Raw genomic sequence first — 17,682 nt, 5'->3', positions numbered from 1 at the left:
GTGGTTATTCGTTAAACTACAGCGGTTGTCGCGGCGACAGAAGTGGCTGCGCAACCGGCTTATCACCCGTAGTGGAGGAAAGCCGGTACGCCGTACCCGCCAGCGATGCCATCGGAAGGAGTGAGCATGTCTGAACAGCTAATAGACTGGGATCTGGCCCTGATCCAGAAATATAACTATTCCGGGCCACGATATACGTCGTATCCCACCGCGCTGGAGTTTTCTGAAGACTTTGGCGAAGAGGCATTCCGGCACGCTGTAGCGCGTTATCCTGAGCGCCCGCTGTCTCTCTATGTACACATCCCATTCTGCCATAAGCTCTGCTACTTCTGCGGTTGCAACAAGATTGTGACCCGCCAGCAGCACAAAGCCGATCAATATCTTGATGCCTTAGAGCAAGAAATAGTGCACCGTGCGCCGCTTTTTTCCGGACGCAACGTTAGCCAGTTGCACTGGGGCGGCGGTACGCCAACCTATCTGAATAAAGCGCAAATCAGCCGCTTAATGACGTTGCTGCGTGAACACTTTCATTTTAATGCGGATGCGGAAATCTCGATCGAGGTCGATCCGCGTGAGATTGAGTTGGATGTGCTCGATCATTTACGCGCAGAAGGTTTTAACCGTCTGAGTATGGGCGTACAGGACTTCAACAAAGAGGTCCAGCGTCTGGTCAACCGTGAGCAAGACGAAGCGTTTATTTTTGCCCTGCTGAATCACGCGCGCGATATCGGTTTTACCTCCACCAACATTGATCTGATTTACGGTTTACCGAAACAGACGCCGGAAAGCTTTGCGTTCACCCTGAAACGCGTGGCGGAATTGAAGCCTGACCGTCTGAGTGTCTTTAACTACGCGCATCTGCCGACCCTGTTTGCCGCGCAACGTAAAATTAAAGATGCCGATCTGCCCAGCGCGCAGCAGAAACTGGATATTCTGCAGGAAACTATCTCTTCGTTAACCGAAACGGGCTATCAGTTTATTGGGATGGACCACTTTGCCCGTCCGGATGATGAGTTAGCCGTCGCGCAACGTGAAGGCGTACTGCACCGTAATTTCCAGGGCTACACCACCCAGGGCGATACCGACCTGCTGGGGATGGGCGTTTCCGCCATCAGTATGATTGGCGACTGCTACGCGCAGAACCAAAAAGAGCTGAAACACTATTATCAGCTCGTTGATGAGCAGGGAAATGCGCTATGGCGCGGTATTGCATTGACCCAGGATGACTGTATTCGCCGGGATGTTATTAAGTCGCTGATTTGCAACTTCCGTCTGGATTACACGACGATTGAGCAGCAATGGGCGCTGAATTTTGCAGACTACTTTGCTGAAGATCTGAACCTGCTGGCGCCATTGGCAAAAGATGGGCTGGTGGACGTCAATGAAAAAGGGATTCAGGTGACACCAAAAGGGCGCCTGCTGATCCGTAACATTTGCATGTGCTTTGATGCGTATCTGCGCCGTAAAGCGCGGATGCAGCAGTTCTCACGCGTCATTTAAAAACGCCCCAGTGGCGCTGCGCTTACCGGGTCTACGATGTGTAGTTCTGATAAGCGTAGTGCCATCGGGTGTTTTGTTCGTCACTCCATTCCTAACTCTTTGAGCTTGCGTGTCAGGGTATTACGACCCCAGCCAAGCAATCTTGCCGCTTCCTGTTTATGCCCCTGCGTATGACGTAACGCGGTCGTTAACAGTGTGCGTTCCATTTCCGGTTGCGCTTCCGAAAGCAGGTTTTGATGACCGGAACGCAGCGCCCGATCGGCCCACTGTGCCAACAGAGTGGCCCAACTGTCCGGCTGCATATGTGAAGGACTGTCGGGAACGGCGACGTCAAACAACTCGCTGGGAAGATCCTGAATTAACACTTCCTGTCCGGCGGCCATGACGGTGAGCCAACGGCAGGTGTTTTCCAGCTGGCGCACGTTACCCGGCCATGCCAGGCGCGTCAGGGCGGCTTCGGTTTCCGGGTGTAATTGTTTGGCTTCAACCCCTAATTCCTGCGCGGCGTCTTGCAGAAAATGACGTGCCAGACGGGGTATGTCCTCCCGACGCTCACGCAGCGGCGGCAAATGAACGCGAATTACGTTCAGACGATGGAACAGGTCTTCGCGAAACTTGCCTTCCTGCACGCGTAATTCCAGATTCTGGTGAGTGGCGGCGATAATACGCACATCCACTTTCACTGGCGCATATCCCCCGACACGATAAAACTGCCCGTCAGCGAGGACACGCAATAAGCGAGTTTGTACGTCCAGCGGCATGTCGCCAATTTCATCCAGAAACAGCGTCCCACCGTCAGCCTGTTCAAAACGCCCCTGACGAATGGTATTCGCGCCAGTAAATGCCCCTTTTTCGTGACCAAATAACTCAGATTCAATCAAATCCTTCGGAATGGCCGCCATATTCAGGGCAATAAACGGGGCTTTGACACGCGGGCTGTGGCGATGCAGCGCATGGGCAACCAGCTCTTTGCCGGTACCGGACTCGCCGTTGATCAGCACACTGATTGAAGAGCGAGACAATCGACCAATAATACGAAATACATCCTGCATGGCAGGGGCTTCGCCAATGATATCGTTGGTCGGGCCGTTGTTCTGGATATTCCGGGGTTGTTGCTGTTCCTGATAATGGCTGATGGCGCGCTCAACCAGCGCGACCGCCTCGTCAATATCAAACGGTTTTGGCAGGTAATCAAATGCGCCCTGCTGATAAGCGCTGACGGCAGCGTCCAGATCGGAATGCGCCGTCATAATGATGACCGGCAGCATAGAGTGGCGTTGCTTAATCTGTTTTAACAGCGTCAGACCGTCCATTCCCGGCATACGGATATCGGACAGCAGAACATCTGGCGTTTTGCTTGCCAGCGCGTCCAGTACCTCGTGACCGCTTTCAAACGTGGTGCAGTTCAGCCCTGCCCCGGCGAGCGCACGTTCAAGCACCCAACGGATGGAACTATCGTCATCGACGACCCAGACTATTCCTCGTTGCATAAACGTCACCTTTATTTCCTGATAGGCAGGTAAACCGAGAACTCGGTATGACCCGGCCAACTGGTAAATTCAATCTTGCCGGAATGTTGATCAATCAAATTACGGGCGATAGACAGACCCAGCCCGGTACCGCCTTCGCGACCGCTCACCATGGGGTAAAACAACGTGTCCTGCAAATGGGAAGGAATGCCCGGACCGTTGTCTTCTACGTCAATACGCGCCGCCAGGCGATAACGCATTCCGTGCAGGGTTAGCTGGAAAGCGGTGCGGGTACGCAGAATAATTTCACCACCGTTCGGCCCCAGCGCCTGAAGGGCGTTGCGCACGATATTCAGCAGCACCTGCTCAATTTGATCCGGGTCGTGCGGTAGCTCCGGCAGACTCGGATCGTAATCACGAATCAGCGTCACGTTTTCTGGCAGCTCCATTGAAACCAGCGCCACCACACGTTCTGCGACCTTATGAATACTTTCGTTGATGTGCATGCCCGGATGTTGTGGCCCCAGCAGACGGTCAACCAGATTACGCAGTCTGTCCGCCTGCTCGATAATGACTTTGGTGTACTCCGTCAACGCCGGATCGGGAAGCGCCTTGCTCAGTAACTGCGCTGCGCCGCGTAAACCGCCAAGCGGATTTTTAATTTCATGCGCCAGACCACGCACCAGATCGCGGGCAGCAATTTGTTGAGCATGCTGCAGCTGTTCCTGGCTCAAACGGCGTTGGTTATCCATCGGCGCCATTTCCAGCAGGATAAGGCCATCTGGCAGCCTTTGTGCGGTCACGGAGAGGATATGTGAGTGACTATCTATCACCAGTGTGACTTCGTTGTCTGTAAAGCCCTGGCCCGCTAGCAGGCTCTCTCGCATCAGACCGATGTTTAATGAAAAGTAACTCAGCAGTTCAGGTAACGGTGTGCCAAACAGTTTGCGGGAACTTTGGGCGAGCAACTGCTGCGCGGCGGGATTGGCGTAATGCACCGCCAACTCGTCATCGACAAGTAAGATGCTATTGATTAAAGAATTAAGGATCTGCCCAGCATCGGGCAGCATGCCAGTTGCCATTCAGCAGTCTCCTGGAAAAGTTTGCACCAATTTAGTGCATTATAGCTTTTTACTGATAAAAAGCGCGTAAAGTCAGGTGGCTGGTGGAGAAAAAAGCCCATCCGGGGATGGGCTAAAAGTTTCCACGGCAACTAAAAAACGCCTGACGCCTTTCACGCTGCTGCTGCGTTGGCTACGAGTTACTCGGCTCATCCATGAGCCTCGCCCTTACGGGCCGTCACTCCGTGACGTTCAAATCTGTTCCAGACAGATTTGTCGCTCACCCCAGTCACATAGCTATCTATGCTCCTGGGGATTTGCTCAGTTGCCGCCTTGCCGCAACGCGAAATTCGTCGGATTTTTAAGATACGGTTAAACGCTGTAGTACAGTTCAAACTCTACCGGGTGTGGCGTCATGCGCACGCGGTCATCTTCTTCACGACGCAGCGTAATGTACGCATCGATCGCTTCGTCGGTGAACACGCCGCCTGCGGTCAGGAACTCGCGGTCCAGATCCAGTTCTTTCAGTGCTTCTTCCAGAGAGCCAGCAACCTGTGGGATCTCTTTCGCTTCTTCCGGCGGCAGGTCATACAGGTTTTTGTCCATCGCTTCGCCCGGGTGGATCTTGTTCTTAATACCGTCAAGACCCGCCATCAGCAGGGCAGCAAAGCACAGGTACGGGTTAGCTGCCGGATCCGGGAAGCGCACTTCGATACGACGCGCTTTCGGAGAAGCAACCACCGGAATACGGATAGAGGCAGAACGGTTACGGGCAGAGTAAGCCAGCATGACCGGTGCTTCATAACCCGGGACCAGACGCTTGTAGGAGTTGGTGGTCGGGTTTGCCAGGGCATTGATCGCTTTAGCGTGTTTGATTACGCCGCCGATGTAGAACAGCGCCTGCTCAGACAGACCGGCATATTTGTCGCCAGAGAACAGGTTTACGCCGTTCTTGGACAGAGACATGTGGCAGTGCATACCGGAACCGTTATCGCCAAACATCGGTTTTGGCATAAAGGTTGCGGTTTTACCGAAACGGTGCGCAACGTTGTGAACCACATATTTGTAGATCTGAATTTCGTCCGCTTTTTTGGTCATGGTGTTAAAGCGGGTTGCGATTTCGTTCTGGCCTGCGGTCGCTACTTCGTGGTGATGTGCTTCGACAACCAGACCCATCTCTTCCATGATCAGACACATGGTGGAACGAATGTCCTGAGAAGAGTCTACCGGAGGAACCGGGAAGTAGCCGCCTTTCACGCCAGGACGGTGACCTTTGTTACCACCTTCGTATTTGGTGGAGGAGTTCCATGCACCTTCGATATCGTCGATAGCGACGTGGGAACCGGAGATGGATGCGCCGAAACGAATGTCATCAAACAGGAAGAATTCTGGCTCTGGCCCGAAGAGAACGGTGTCTGCGATGCCGGTAGCGCGCAGGTATTCTTCAGCGCGTTTGGCGATGGAGCGCGGGTCACGGTCATAGCCCTGCAGCGTGCCAGGTTCCAGGATATCACAACGGATAATCAGAGTAGATTCTTCAAAGAACGGGTCGATGAGCGCAGTGGACGCATCTGGCATCAGAACCATGTCAGATTCGTTAATGCCTTTCCAGCCGCCGATGGAGGAGCCGTCAAACATTTTGCCTTCTTCGAAGAATTCGGCATTTACCTGATGAGCAGGAATAGTGACGTGCTGTTCTTTACCTTTGGTATCGGTGAAGCGCAAATCAACAAACTTCACTTCGTGCTCGTTCAGCATCGTCAATACGTGTTCAGCGGACATACTTTAACTCTCCCGGATTGGTCATTGTCGTCGTGGTAACGAGGTCTACAATTCTGCAAAAATTGGCCGTGTCGCCGTAAAAAATATAAAGCGAAATCTGTGCCAACTTTTAAATTGCCCCTAAAAGGCGTTATCATGCGCACCATCGTGCAAAAGGGCTGCACCATGGTGAGCACGCTGCACCAATATAGTGCTTCAATGTGAACATTAAGCACCATGTTGGTGCAATGAGCAATGAGTAACCCTTTTAACGCTCCGTGAAAGCGATCACAAAGAAACTCTGCAATACTTGTTTGCGGAGGATGTTTGTGATCCTGTTTTGTAGTGCGATTAATCCGTGTACAATAACGCGCTATTCCTAATGCCCGAGGCAAAGTTGTGATCGAAAATTTGCGTAACATCGCCATCATCGCGCACGTTGACCATGGTAAAACTACCCTGGTCGACAAGCTGCTGCAGCAATCCGGTACGTTTGATGCGCGTGCCGAAACCCAAGAGCGTGTGATGGACTCCAACGATTTGGAGAAAGAGCGTGGGATTACCATCCTCGCGAAAAACACCGCTATCAAATGGAATGACTACCGTATCAACATCGTTGATACCCCGGGGCACGCCGACTTCGGTGGTGAAGTTGAACGTGTAATGTCCATGGTCGATTCCGTGCTGTTGGTCGTTGATGCAATGGATGGTCCGATGCCGCAGACGCGCTTCGTGACCAAAAAAGCCTTTGCTCATGGCCTGAAGCCGATTGTTGTTATCAACAAAGTTGACCGTCCTGGTGCGCGTCCTGACTGGGTTGTTGATCAGGTATTCGACCTGTTCGTTAACCTTGATGCAACCGACGAACAGCTGGACTTCCCTATCGTTTACGCATCTGCGCTGAACGGTATCGCAGGTCTGGATCACGAAGATATGGCTGAAGATATGACTCCGCTGTATCAGACCATCGTTGATCGCGTACCGGCACCGAACGTAGACCTTGATGGCCCGCTGCAGATGCAAATCTCTCAGCTGGACTACAACAACTACGTTGGTGTTATCGGCATCGGTCGTATCAAGCGCGGTAAAGTTAAACCGAACCAGCAGATCACTATCATTGATAGCGCAGGCAAAACCCGCAACGGTAAAGTCGGTAAAGTTCTGACCCACCTGGGTCTGGAACGTATCGAGAGTGACGTTGCAGAAGCGGGCGATATCATCGCGATCACCGGTCTCGGCGAGCTGAACATCTCTGATACCATCTGTGATACACAGAATGTTGAAGCGCTGCCAGCACTGTCCGTTGATGAACCGACCGTATCCATGTTCTTCTGCGTAAACACCTCTCCGTTCTGTGGTAAAGAAGGTAAGTACGTTACCTCTCGTCAGATCCTTGACCGCCTGAACAAAGAGCTGGTGCACAACGTGGCACTGCGCGTTGAAGAAACGCCGGATGCGGATGCGTTCCGTGTATCTGGTCGTGGTGAGCTGCACCTGTCCGTTCTTATCGAAAACATGCGTCGTGAAGGTTTCGAAATGGCGGTTTCCCGTCCGAAAGTTATCTTCCGCGAAATCGACGGCCGTAAACAAGAGCCGTTCGAAAACGTAACGCTGGACGTCGAAGAGCAGCATCAGGGTTCTGTCATGCAGGCTCTGGGTGAGCGTAAAGGCGACCTGAAAAACATGAATCCAGATGGCAAAGGCCGCGTACGTCTTGACTACGTGATCCCAAGCCGTGGTCTGATCGGCTTCCGTTCAGAATTCATGACCATGACCTCCGGTACCGGTCTGCTGTACTCCACCTTCAGCCATTACGACGATATTCGTGCGGGCGATGTTGGTCAGCGTCAGAACGGCGTACTGATCTCCAACGGTCAGGGTAAAGCGGTTGCGTTCGCACTGTTCAGCCTGCAGGATCGCGGTAAGCTGTTCCTCGGTCACGGTGCAGAAGTTTACGAAGGCCAGATCATCGGTATTCACAGTCGTTCTAACGACCTGACTGTAAACTGCCTGACCGGTAAGAAACTGACCAACATGCGTGCTTCCGGTACTGACGAAGCAACCACGCTGGTCCCAGCTCAGAAAATGACTCTGGAGCAGGCTCTGGAATTCATCGATGACGACGAACTGGTAGAAGTTACCCCAACTTCCATCCGTATCCGTAAACGTCACCTGACTGAAAACGATCGTAAACGCGCAATGCGCGGCGCGAAAGAAGAGTAATTAACGCTTCTTTCTACAATAAGACCCTGCCTTCGTGGCGGGGTTTTTTTTGGATCTTTTTGGCCGAACTGCGACTTCACCGGCGCTGTTCCCTCCCGTCTCTCCTCACCCGCCAAACCCCCGTACCCTCGCCATAAGAGAGCTTTGTCACATTTATCTTCAAAGCATGTCGGCGCTGTTTGCTTTCTTTTTTAGCGTCAGCGTATGATGCTTTTACTGGTTTAAACCAAATGGGTTAAACAATGACGAGCAATCAGTCGACCGTTGAAAATGCGAAAGAGAAGCTGGACCGTTGGTTAAACGATGGGATCACCACGTCAGGTGGAAAGCTGCCTTCTGAGCGGGAATTAGGTGAGCTGCTGGGTATTAAGCGTATGACGCTACGTCAGGCGCTGTTAAATCTTGAGGCTGAATCCAAAATATTCCGTAAGGATCGTAAAGGATGGTTCGTCACCCAGCCACGCTTCAATTACAGCCCGGAATTATCGGCAAGCTTTCAGCGTGCTGCGCTTGAACAGGGCAGGGAACCGTCATGGGGATTTACTGAGAAAAGCCGTATTTCCGATTTTCCGGAGATGGTTGCTCCTTTGACAATTGTCACCGCATCCGACGAGCTGTATCGGGTGACGGGGTGGGGTGCACTGGAAGGGCATAAAGTTTTCTACCATGAAACGTTTATTAATCCCGTTGTGGCTCCAGGTTTTATTGATCAGCTTGAAAACCAATCTTTTTCTACCGTATGGGAACAAGTCTATAAAAAAGAAACGGTGGTAAAGAAGCTGGTTTTCAAACCGGTTCGCATGCCTGGCGATATCAGTAAATTTATTGGCGGCTCCGCCGGGATGCCGGCCATTCTTATTGAAAAACATCGGGCTGACCGCGATGGGAATATCGTACAAATAGACCTTGAATACTGGCGATTTGAGGCAGTTGATCTCTTTATTAACTTGTAGGTGTATTATGGTCACAATGAATAATGCAGAAAAAATTCTGGCGCGTGTAGATAACCTTCCCCTTTATCTTCATGCATATGCTTATCATCTGAATATGCGTCTCGAGCGAATTTTACCCAATGACTTATTGGATATCGCGCATGAGAACCAGCTACGTGGTGTAAAAATTCATGTTCTTGATGGGGAACGCTATTCACTCGAAAACATGAATGACAGCGAACTTTCTGTTTTTGGTGATAAAGCACGTCAGCTGAATCTTGACGTTCATATTGAGACCAGTGCCTCAGATAAAAAAGCCATTGATCAGGTTGCCGCTATTGCATTAAAAACAGGTGCGTCATCCGTCCGCTTTTATCCGCGCTATGAAGGTAATCTGCAGGAGGTCATGTCGATTATCGCCAAAGATATCGCCTATATTCGTGACACTTACCAGAACAGCGGCTTAACCTTCACACTTGAACAGCATGAAGATCTGAAAAGCCATGAGCTGGCCTCATTAATTAAGCAAAGTGGAATGGAGTCACTCTCTCTGCTGTTTGACTTTGCCAATATGATTAATGCGAATGAGCATCCCCTCGACGCACTGGACACAATGGCACCGCATATTACTCAGGTGCACATTAAAGACGCGCTGATCGTTAATGAAGAAGGTGGACTGGGTCATAAAGCCTGTATCTCTGGTCAGGGCGATATGCCGTTCAAAGCATTGCTAACAAAACTGATCTGTTTAGGTGATGAAAAACCTCAGGTTATGGCCTATGGCCTGGAAGAAGAAGTTGATTATTATGCCCCGGCATTTCGTTTCGAAAATGAAGGCGACAACCCCTGGATCCCATGGCGTCAAATGAGTGAAACACCACTGCCTGAAGCCAATGCCCTGGAAGAACGCCTAATAAAAGAAAAAGAAGATGCGATTAACCAGATAAAATTTGTGCGCAGTGTTCTGCAACAAATAAAAAAAGAGGCGATTGATATTCTAAATACGTAATGTTGTTTTAATTTCTCTTATATGCATGGAAAACCATTCTTCGAGAATGGTCGGGTTGCTATTGCCTATAAAATAATGAATTTAGTCATACTTTAGGGGATGTTATGCTCACCAAAAAGAAATGGGCGTTATTTAGCCTGTTAACGCTGTGTGGCGGTACAATTTATAAATTACCGTCATTAAAAGATGCGTTTTATATACCAATGCAGGAATACTTTCATTTGACCAATGGTCAAATTGGTAATGCGATGTCGGTGAACTCATTTGTTACGACGGTGGGTTTTTTCCTGTCTATCTATTTTGCCGATAAATTGCCACGTAAATACACCATGTCGTTTTCGCTGATTGCCACAGGGTTGTTAGGGGTCTATCTGACAACAATGCCTGGTTATTGGGGAATACTCTTTGTATGGGCGTTGTTTGGCGTCACCTGCGACATGATGAACTGGCCAGTGCTACTAAAATCGGTGAGCCGATTGGGTAATAGCGAACAGCAAGGACGCTTGTTTGGTTTCTTCGAAACCGGTCGCGGAATCGTTGATACGATTGTGGCGTTTTCTGCTCTGGCGGTCTTTACCTGGTTTGGTAGTGGGTTGTTGGGATTCAAAGCCGGTATCTGGTTCTATTCAATCATTGTCATTGCGGTTGGGGTAATCATCTTCTTTGTTCTGAACGATAAAGAGGATGCACCTACGGTCAATGTCAGCGATACCGAAGACACGAAAAAAAGCCCGGGTATGACGACGGTACTGAAGGACAAAACGATTTGGCTAATCGCCTTCAACGTCTTCTTTGTCTATGCCGTCTACTGCGGATTAACGTTCTTCATTCCGTTCCTGAAAAATATTTATATGCTGCCAGTCGCGCTGGTGGGGGCCTACGGCATCATTAACCAATATTGCCTGAAAATGATCGGTGGTCCGGTTGGCGGTATGATTTCAGATAAAATACTGAAATCACCCAGTAAATACTTATGTTACACCTTCATGATCAGCACGGTCGCACTGGTGCTTCTCATTATGCTGCCTCATGAAAGTATGCCGGTCTATTTAGGGATGGCGTGTACGTTAGGATTTGGCGCGATCGTATTTACGCAGCGTGCTGTTTTCTTCGCACCGATTGGCGAAGCGAAAATTGCGGAAAACCATACCGGGGCCGCGATGGCGCTGGGCAGCTTTATTGGTTACGCACCTGCCATGTTCTGTTTCAGTCTCTATGGCTACATCCTGGATTTAAACCCAGGAATGGTCGGCTATAAGATTGTCTTCGGTATTATGGCCTGCTTCGCATTCTGCGGCGCGGTAGTGTCGGTGATGCTGGTTAAACGCATCAGCCAGCGTAAGAAAGAGTTGCAGGCAGCCGAAGCCTGATACCTTCTCCGAGATAAGCATGTAAAAAAGCCGCTGATTATCAGCGGCTTTTTTTATTTGAAGCGTCAGGAAGCATCCTGATCGGCAACCACTAGCTCAATGTTTTCCTCATTGAGTAATTGTTGGAATGACGTCGGAGGGGGGGCATCGGTAAAAAATACCTGCACTTTACGCGCGTTACCGATGGACACTGCGGCAGATGCCGTAAATTTGGTGTGATCGGCAACTAATAACGTATTACGTGCATGTTTCATCATCGTCCTGGCGACGAGGGCTTCGTTGACATCAAACTCCAGTAGCGCCCCGTCATGCTCAATAGCGCCAATGCTAGTGATCAAATAATCGGCCCTGAACTCCTCAATAAAACTCACTGCAGCAGGACCAATAATTCCCCCGTTATGCGCACGCAGAGTTCCTCCTGGCACCATTACTTCAATATCCTGGTTTTTATACAGAATTTGAGCAACTCGCAGGCTGTTGGTGATGATGCGCAAGTCCCGGCGATTGAGCAATGCTCTGGCGACCGCTTCCACTGTGGTTCCTATGGTAATAAAAACCGTACAGCGTTCTGGCAGATAATCGGCAACAGCTTCTGCTATCGCCCCTTTCTCCTGAGTGAGCGATAGCTCTCTTTGCTCAAAAGCGGTATTCATAACGCTTGATACGCGCCCGGCACCACCATGATGTCGTGTAATCAGTCCTTGTTCACTAAGTTTACGAATATCACGGCGGACCGTTTGTGTGGAAACATCAAGCAATTGTGCCAGTTCCTCGATATTCATATAGCCTCGTTCAGCGATGTAATGAACAAGCTGATCGTGTCGAGGGTTACCGGTGACTTCGGTGATGCTCATGAATACTCCTGTACTCTTCCCCTGTAAATGTTCACTATTTTACGCATAAAGTGACAAAAATGATTCGGTTTGCTCACGATTAGGAATTCCGGCGCGTCCTCCAGGCTGAGTACATTTCATTGCTGCTACTGCACTGGCGAACCTAATTGACTGTTCAATCGTCATTTTTTCTGCCAACGCGACGGCCAATGCCCCGTGAAAGACATCGCCAGCCCCGGTTGTATCAACGACATCAACAGAAAACGCAGACTGCTGGTGGAGGCGCTGATCTTCAATCCATAGCGATCCTTCCCCGCCAAGTGTGACATAAACCAGGCCTTCAGTTTGTGTCGCCGCCAGACTCAAACCTTTGGTTGGGTCATCTTGACCGGTCATGCGTTTTAGCCCTGGCGTCGAAAAAACCGCATGATCGGAAAGAGCAACCAGAGGCGTAATATCCTGCGGTGTCATATCTGCATCCAGCAGTGTCTGTACGCCGGCTGCCCGCGCTAGCGTAAAGGCTTTTAATGCACCTTCGTGCCAACGTACATCGGCCAGTACGATGTCATAGCCTGTGAAATCAATCTCTTCCAGCCATTGCGCATCAGTGTCCAGGTCTGGACTCGGGTAGTTGACGATGATTCGTTCCCCGTGATTATCGACCAGAATGGCGGATTGTGATGAGCGCGCATTGGTGTATTGGCGACAATAGGTTGTATTCACTCCCCAGCCCTGAAGCTCGCTGATCAGCGTTTTTCCACAGCTATCGTCACCCAGTCGCCCAATGAAGTCGACTTCAATCCCGAGCCTGGCAATAGCAACCGCCGCAGTCGCTGCTGGCCCACCTCCCGTCTCAAGATATTGACTTGACTGATACTTACCACCTCCATCAGGCAAAGTGTTCAGAGAATAAATGCGATCCTGAACGGCGATTCCGACGCAAGCAATTCTGGTCATATGTGTTTGGTCCTGTGTGAAGTTGTCTTGTTTTGTTCATTTTAATGACATAAATGATCAAATTAGTGACGCACCTCTAGTTTTTAGTCATAAATTACAAATATGCTCAAAAACAGACGAAAATGACTTTTTATTTGTAATTATTTTGTCAACTAAAGACAGGAGATCGTTCATGACCACCATTGCATTCCTGGGATTGGGCCAGATGGGTAGCCCAATGGCCAGTAATCTGTTGCAAAAGGGGCATGCTTTACGCGTATTTGACGTTAATCAGCAGGCCGTCAGTGAGTTAGTCCAACAAGGGGCAACCGCAGCTCAAACACCTGCTGAAGCAGCTAACGGTGCAGAGTTCATCATCACCATGCTGCCAAATGGCGACATTGTTCGGCAGGTGATGTTGGGCGATTCCGGGGTGCATGAAACCGTATCCCATGATGCGTTAGTTATCGATATGTCCACCATCCACCCCCTCCAGACGGATGCGCTGATCAATGAGTTGAAAGAGAAAGGCATCAGCATGATGGACGCCCCGGTCGGCAGAACCTCAGTGAATGCTATTGATGGCACATTACTGATTCTGGCGGGCGGTACGCCTGAGCAAGTCGAACAGGCGCGTCCAATTCTGATGTGTATGGGGAACGAATTGGTAGAAGCAGGCGGCCCGGGAATGGGGATCCGCGTGAAGCTGATTAACAACTACATGAGTATTGCGCTGAACGCGCTGTCGGCGGAAGCCGCAGTTCTTTGTGAGTCTCTGGGTCTTAGCCTGGATGTGGCGATTAAGGTTATGAGTGGAACTGCCGCAGGCAAGGGACACTTTACGACAACCTGGCCTGGGAAAGTGCTGAAGGGGGATCTGTCTCCGGCATTTATGGTGGACCTCGCACTGAAAGATCTGCGCATTGCCGTCGATGTTGCACACCAGACCGGCGCGCCGTTGAACATGGGTATTGCGGCAGAAGCCTACTACACCACGGCCAGCGAAAACGGCAGAGGACGCCAGGACTGGAGTGCGTTGTTATCTCAGGTTCGCCAGCAGGCTGGCCGTCCGGATTCACTTTAAATTTAAAACATTCACAGGAGTTACTATGTCTTCCCAAAATACCCCGTACACGCTGAAAGATATTTCTCGCCCAGGTGGTGGATTCGCTATGCTGGCCGTTGATCAACGTGAAGCCATGCGTCTGATGTTCGCCGCGTCCGGACATCCAAAACCCGTTGCCGATAGCGTGTTGACTGACTTTAAAGTCGCCGCAACACAGATCCTTTCTCCTTATGCTTCGGCGGTTCTGGCAGATAAACAGTTTTGTCTTGATGAAATTGTCTCTCAGGGAGCCGTGGCTGATTCATGCGGCCTGATCGTTGCTGCTGACCACTTTGTGCCTGGCAATGGCATTCCGGTTGATAGTGTTGAAATCGACAAAACGGTTGATCCGCATCAGGCGCGTCAGATGGGCGCAAAAGCGATGAAACTGTTGGTGCTGTGGCGGGAAGATGAGCCAGCCGAAGTGCGTCTTGCGATGGTCGAAGAATTTGTAGAGCGCTGCCGGAGCGCTGGGTTGGTGAGCATTATTGAACCTGTAGTGCGCCCGCCTCGCCAGGGTTGGGAATTTGACAAAGAAGCTGCCATTGTTGCGGCGGCTGCAGAGCTTGGCGGTACGGGAGCCGATCTCTACAAGGCAGAAATGCCATTAGGTGGTAAAGGCGATGAACAGACGTTACTGGCTGCGTGCCAGAAACTTAACGACCAGATGAAGATGCCCTGGGTCATTCTCTCATCTGGCGTTGATGCGGATGTCTTCGGGCGTGCGGTTCGCATTGCCATGAAAGCTGGCGCTTCAGGATTCCTGGCTGGGCGTGCCGTGTGGGCTTCCGTCGTCGGGGCGAAAGATCCGCAAACGATGCTGCGTGATGTTTCCGTTCCACGTCTTCAACGCCTGGCGGAAATTGTTGATGAAGGTATCGCGCAACGCTAATCACCCAATCATAACGATTCTGGAGAATAACAATGGATAAAATTACCCAGGTTTTATTTTCTGATATTGGAAAAGTCACCACCCAGTATGTGGAAGTGCCGCACCAGGAACTGAAACCACATGAAGTCCGCATTGCCCCTGTGTTTTATGGAATATGCGGCTCTGATCTGCACGTCCTGAAAGGGGGGCATCCATTCGCGAAACCTCCTGTCGTGCCAGGGCATGAAATTGCGGCACGTGTAACGGAGGTGGGGAGCGAAGTGACCCACATTCACGCGGGCGACCATGTTGTTGTCGATCCGATTATGGCCTGCATGGAGTGCCGTGCATGTAAGGCGGGGCGCTTTAATCTCTGTGAACCACCGCAGGTTGCAGGCTTTCGTGCACCAGGATTTGCCCGTTCACAGCATATCGTCCCTGCCCGGAACTGCCACGTTGCTCCTGCGTCTTTACCGCTGAAGGTTCTGGCCTTTGCTGAACCGGCAGCCTGCGCGCGTCATTGTGTAAACCGCATGCCGCAAGCCTCGCTGGAGAGCGTGTTAGTCATCGGGGCCGGAACCATTGGACTCTCTATTGTTCAGGCATTACGCATCATGGGCGCGGGAAAAATTACCGTTATCGAACCCGATGAAGCCAAACGCGCGCTGGCATTAAAACTCGGCGCCGCAGATGTCTGGGCGCCGGGCGAGCTTGATGCGGATGTTCGTTTCACGGGCGCGATTGATGTGGTTGCGGCTCAGGCCACGATTAACGATGCATTCATGCGCGTGTATGCGGGCGGTACGGTGGTGTGTATGGGCGTGCCGAGTGGGCCTCGCGAAGTCCCACTTCCGATGATGCAACGCTTTGAGCGCGATTTGCTCAATTCCGGCATGTATATACCAGAGGATTTTGATGCCGTTATTGAGTGGTTGGCGGATGGTCGGTTTGATACCAGTGAACTGGTAACCGATTTGTTCCCTGTCGATGATGCGGCGAAGGCATTTGAACGCGCGCAGCAAAATGACTCAATAAAAGTCATGCTGCAGTTCGCTGAAGATTGATGGTGTAAACCTCTGTCTGGCGCTGCGTAACAGCAGCGCCACCCTACAACAATGAAGAAGGACACTGCGATGAGTCAAATCACCAGTCCTGCACCATATTCAATCGGTCGTCCACAGGATGTGATTGATATAGTAAATAAAAACTCAGCAGTTAATACCAGCATCGGTGTCATTTTTATCGCATTGGGTGGCATTCTTATTGATGCGTACCAGGCTGCGATGGTGGGTTTTGGTAATAAGTACATTGCAGCCGAGTTTGGCATTTCTCCGGGTCTGGCGGCGACAGTTAACGCCTCCGTGTTAGTGGCCGCTCTGATTGGCGGGCTATTAGCGAACCGTGTTATTAACCGCTTTGGTCAAAAGCGTGCATTTATCATCGGAATGGGGTTGTGCACGATCGGGGCGGCAGCCGTCGCCATTGCGCCTAATATCTGGTGGGTGCTGGTATGCCGTGTCGTGATGGGCTTTGGGTTAGGTATTGATTTCCCACTGGCCACTAACGCTGTGGCGGAATTACGGGGATCAACATCGAAGAAGACCGGTTCGTCCGTTAATCTTTGGCAAATGGCCTGGTATGTTTCAACCACCGTTGTTTATCTCGTTCTGCTTCCGTTGCTTCTGTCTGGTATTGCTGAAGAACAACTCTGGCGCTACGGAATTTTCGCGGGTGCCATCTTTGCCGTCATTATCATGATCCTGCGTTACTTTTTTATCGGTGAATCTGCGATGTGGGCTGCAAGGGTCGGTCGCTATGAAGAAGCCTGCGGGATTCTGGAAAAACGCTATGGCGTTAAAGCTCAGGTTGCTAAGTCATCTAAATCAGATGCTACCTCTGCTGAAAAACCAGAAAGTAAATTTCGTGGCGGTTATGGCATCTTGTTCAATTCACGCTACCGTAAACGCACCATTCTTGGCTGTGTCGTGGCAACCATGCAGGCCTGGCAATATAACGCCGTGGGCGTTTATTTACCGCTGACGCTGGCCGGAATACTGAGTGGGGGATTAACCGGCGCATTAACGGGTTCCGCGGTAGTGAACGCACTTTGTGGGGTCACCGGCGGCTTAATCGGCTCGCTCATTCTCCAGCGTTTGGGAACGCGTCTCCAGTCGATGTATGGATTTGCGTTAGTGACCGTGGCGCTGCTGGCGTTAGGTGCCCTGGCAACCACGAGTCCCTGGCTTTCCTTAAGTCTGCTGGGCACGATTATATTCTTCCACTCTGCCGGTCCTGGCGGATTAGGAATGACCATTGCAACACTCTCTTACCCACCCACTATACGACCCACAGGTGTCGGATTTGCGCGCGCCATCATGCGTACCGGGGCCATTGCCGGGCTTATCTTCTGGCCTATGTTATGGGGGGCGTTGAAGACTGAGGCGTTTTACTGGCTGGCGATCGTCCCTTTCCTTGGATTCCTTACTTGTGTGTTGATTAAGTGGGAACCGCTGGGAGCGAATGTTGATGCTGAGGATGAACAGGTATTAGCTGAGTTGGAAAAGTAATCACAATGCGCGTCGGCTTCTGCCGATGCGCTGACTCATAGAAAG

The 17,682-nt window shown here is 51.0% G+C and carries 14 protein-coding genes; 9 read left to right on the top strand and 5 right to left on the bottom strand.

What is annotated here, in order from left to right; all coding sequences use genetic code 11:
- The first annotated feature begins 126 nt into the window (after positions 1-126).
- Complete coding sequence (hemN, locus tag AC07NP_RS13725; protein WP_203359423.1) at positions 127-1,500, top strand: oxygen-independent coproporphyrinogen III oxidase; 1,374 nt, start codon at positions 127-129, stop codon at positions 1,498-1,500.
- Positions 1,501-1,580: 80 nt separating this feature from the next.
- Here the strand turns inward: hemN and glnG are convergent, their stop codons facing one another.
- From glnG to glnA, 3 genes are all read right to left on the bottom strand, one after another.
- A complete protein-coding gene (gene glnG / locus AC07NP_RS13720; RefSeq protein WP_494660803.1) occupies positions 1,581-2,990 on the bottom strand; it encodes a nitrogen regulation protein NR(I) in 1,410 nt (469 codons plus the stop codon).
- Between the two features lie 11 nt (positions 2,991-3,001).
- On the bottom strand, positions 3,002-4,051 hold the full coding sequence (gene glnL / locus AC07NP_RS13715; protein ID WP_276293329.1) for a nitrogen regulation protein NR(II): 1,050 nt from the start codon (positions 4,049-4,051) through the stop codon (positions 3,002-3,004).
- 351 nt (positions 4,052-4,402) lie between these two features.
- Positions 4,403-5,812 (bottom strand): glutamate--ammonia ligase, encoded by a 1,410-nt coding sequence (gene glnA / locus AC07NP_RS13710; protein WP_203359421.1) that lies wholly within the window; start codon positions 5,810-5,812, stop codon positions 4,403-4,405.
- Between the two features lie 378 nt (positions 5,813-6,190).
- Here glnA and typA point away from each other — a divergent pair, with 378 nt between their 5' ends.
- The 4 genes from typA to AC07NP_RS13690 all read left to right on the top strand — a co-directional run bounded on the left by typA (position 6,191) and on the right by AC07NP_RS13690 (position 11,325).
- Positions 6,191-8,014 (top strand): ribosome-dependent GTPase TypA, encoded by a 1,824-nt coding sequence (typA, locus tag AC07NP_RS13705; protein ID WP_203359420.1) that lies wholly within the window; start codon positions 6,191-6,193, stop codon positions 8,012-8,014.
- Positions 8,015-8,256: 242 nt separating this feature from the next.
- Positions 8,257-8,967, top strand: coding sequence for a GntR family transcriptional regulator (locus AC07NP_RS13700; RefSeq protein ID WP_494660802.1), 711 nt, complete (start codon positions 8,257-8,259; stop codon positions 8,965-8,967).
- 7 nt (positions 8,968-8,974) lie between these two features.
- A complete protein-coding gene (locus tag AC07NP_RS13695) occupies positions 8,975-9,955 on the top strand; it encodes a sugar phosphate isomerase/epimerase family protein (RefSeq protein ID WP_494660801.1) in 981 nt (326 codons plus the stop codon).
- A 104-nt stretch (positions 9,956-10,059) separates the two neighbouring features.
- Positions 10,060-11,325, top strand: a complete 1,266-nt coding sequence (locus AC07NP_RS13690) for an MFS transporter (protein ID WP_203359418.1) — start codon at positions 10,060-10,062, stop codon at positions 11,323-11,325.
- A 65-nt stretch (positions 11,326-11,390) separates the two neighbouring features.
- On the opposite strand, the gene AC07NP_RS13685 is transcribed toward AC07NP_RS13690, so the two are convergent.
- Together AC07NP_RS13685 and AC07NP_RS13680 are read right to left on the bottom strand one after the other, a co-directional pair.
- A complete protein-coding gene (locus tag AC07NP_RS13685) occupies positions 11,391-12,179 on the bottom strand; it encodes a DeoR/GlpR family DNA-binding transcription regulator (protein WP_203359417.1) in 789 nt (262 codons plus the stop codon).
- A gap of 39 nt (positions 12,180-12,218) precedes the next feature.
- Positions 12,219-13,115 (bottom strand): sugar kinase, encoded by an 897-nt coding sequence (locus AC07NP_RS13680; protein WP_203359416.1) that lies wholly within the window; start codon positions 13,113-13,115, stop codon positions 12,219-12,221.
- Between the two features lie 172 nt (positions 13,116-13,287).
- Between AC07NP_RS13680 and yihU the strand changes: the two genes are divergently transcribed.
- The 4 genes from yihU (at position 13,288) to AC07NP_RS13660 (ending at position 17,637) form a co-directional block, all read left to right on the top strand.
- Positions 13,288-14,178 (top strand): sulfolactaldehyde 3-reductase, encoded by an 891-nt coding sequence (gene yihU / locus AC07NP_RS13675; protein ID WP_494660800.1) that lies wholly within the window; start codon positions 13,288-13,290, stop codon positions 14,176-14,178.
- A gap of 25 nt (positions 14,179-14,203) precedes the next feature.
- On the top strand, positions 14,204-15,091 hold the full coding sequence (locus AC07NP_RS13670) for an aldolase (protein WP_301702205.1): 888 nt from the start codon (positions 14,204-14,206) through the stop codon (positions 15,089-15,091).
- A gap of 32 nt (positions 15,092-15,123) precedes the next feature.
- Positions 15,124-16,134: a zinc-dependent alcohol dehydrogenase gene (locus tag AC07NP_RS13665; RefSeq protein WP_203359413.1), complete on the top strand. Its 1,011-nt coding sequence runs from the start codon at positions 15,124-15,126 to the stop codon at positions 16,132-16,134.
- A gap of 69 nt (positions 16,135-16,203) precedes the next feature.
- Positions 16,204-17,637, top strand: coding sequence for an MFS transporter (locus AC07NP_RS13660; protein ID WP_203359412.1), 1,434 nt, complete (start codon positions 16,204-16,206; stop codon positions 17,635-17,637).
- Positions 17,638-17,682 lie beyond the last annotated feature (45 nt).

Source organism: Citrobacter sp. GW821-FHT07H02 (genome assembly GCF_059418505.1).
This window is presented reverse-complemented; position numbering and strand designations above follow the sequence as displayed.

Coding starts and splice junctions, on each gene's coding strand:
- yihU (WP_494660800.1), top strand. CDS start 13,288: ATGACCACCATTGCATTCCTGGGATTGGGCCAGATGGGTAGCCCAATG.
- AC07NP_RS13695 (WP_494660801.1), top strand. CDS start 8,975: ATGGTCACAATGAATAATGCAGAAAAAATTCTGGCGCGTGTAGATAAC.
- AC07NP_RS13700 (WP_494660802.1), top strand. CDS start 8,257: ATGACGAGCAATCAGTCGACCGTTGAAAATGCGAAAGAGAAGCTGGAC.
- glnL (WP_276293329.1), bottom strand. CDS start 4,051: ATGGCAACTGGCATGCTGCCCGATGCTGGGCAGATCCTTAATTCTTTA.
- AC07NP_RS13690 (WP_203359418.1), top strand. CDS start 10,060: ATGCTCACCAAAAAGAAATGGGCGTTATTTAGCCTGTTAACGCTGTGT.
- glnG (WP_494660803.1), bottom strand. CDS start 2,990: ATGCAACGAGGAATAGTCTGGGTCGTCGATGACGATAGTTCCATCCGT.
- AC07NP_RS13665 (WP_203359413.1), top strand. CDS start 15,124: ATGGATAAAATTACCCAGGTTTTATTTTCTGATATTGGAAAAGTCACC.
- AC07NP_RS13685 (WP_203359417.1), bottom strand. CDS start 12,179: ATGAGCATCACCGAAGTCACCGGTAACCCTCGACACGATCAGCTTGTT.
- AC07NP_RS13670 (WP_301702205.1), top strand. CDS start 14,204: ATGTCTTCCCAAAATACCCCGTACACGCTGAAAGATATTTCTCGCCCA.
- AC07NP_RS13680 (WP_203359416.1), bottom strand. CDS start 13,115: ATGACCAGAATTGCTTGCGTCGGAATCGCCGTTCAGGATCGCATTTAT.
- AC07NP_RS13660 (WP_203359412.1), top strand. CDS start 16,204: ATGAGTCAAATCACCAGTCCTGCACCATATTCAATCGGTCGTCCACAG.
- hemN (WP_203359423.1), top strand. CDS start 127: ATGTCTGAACAGCTAATAGACTGGGATCTGGCCCTGATCCAGAAATAT.
- glnA (WP_203359421.1), bottom strand. CDS start 5,812: ATGTCCGCTGAACACGTATTGACGATGCTGAACGAGCACGAAGTGAAG.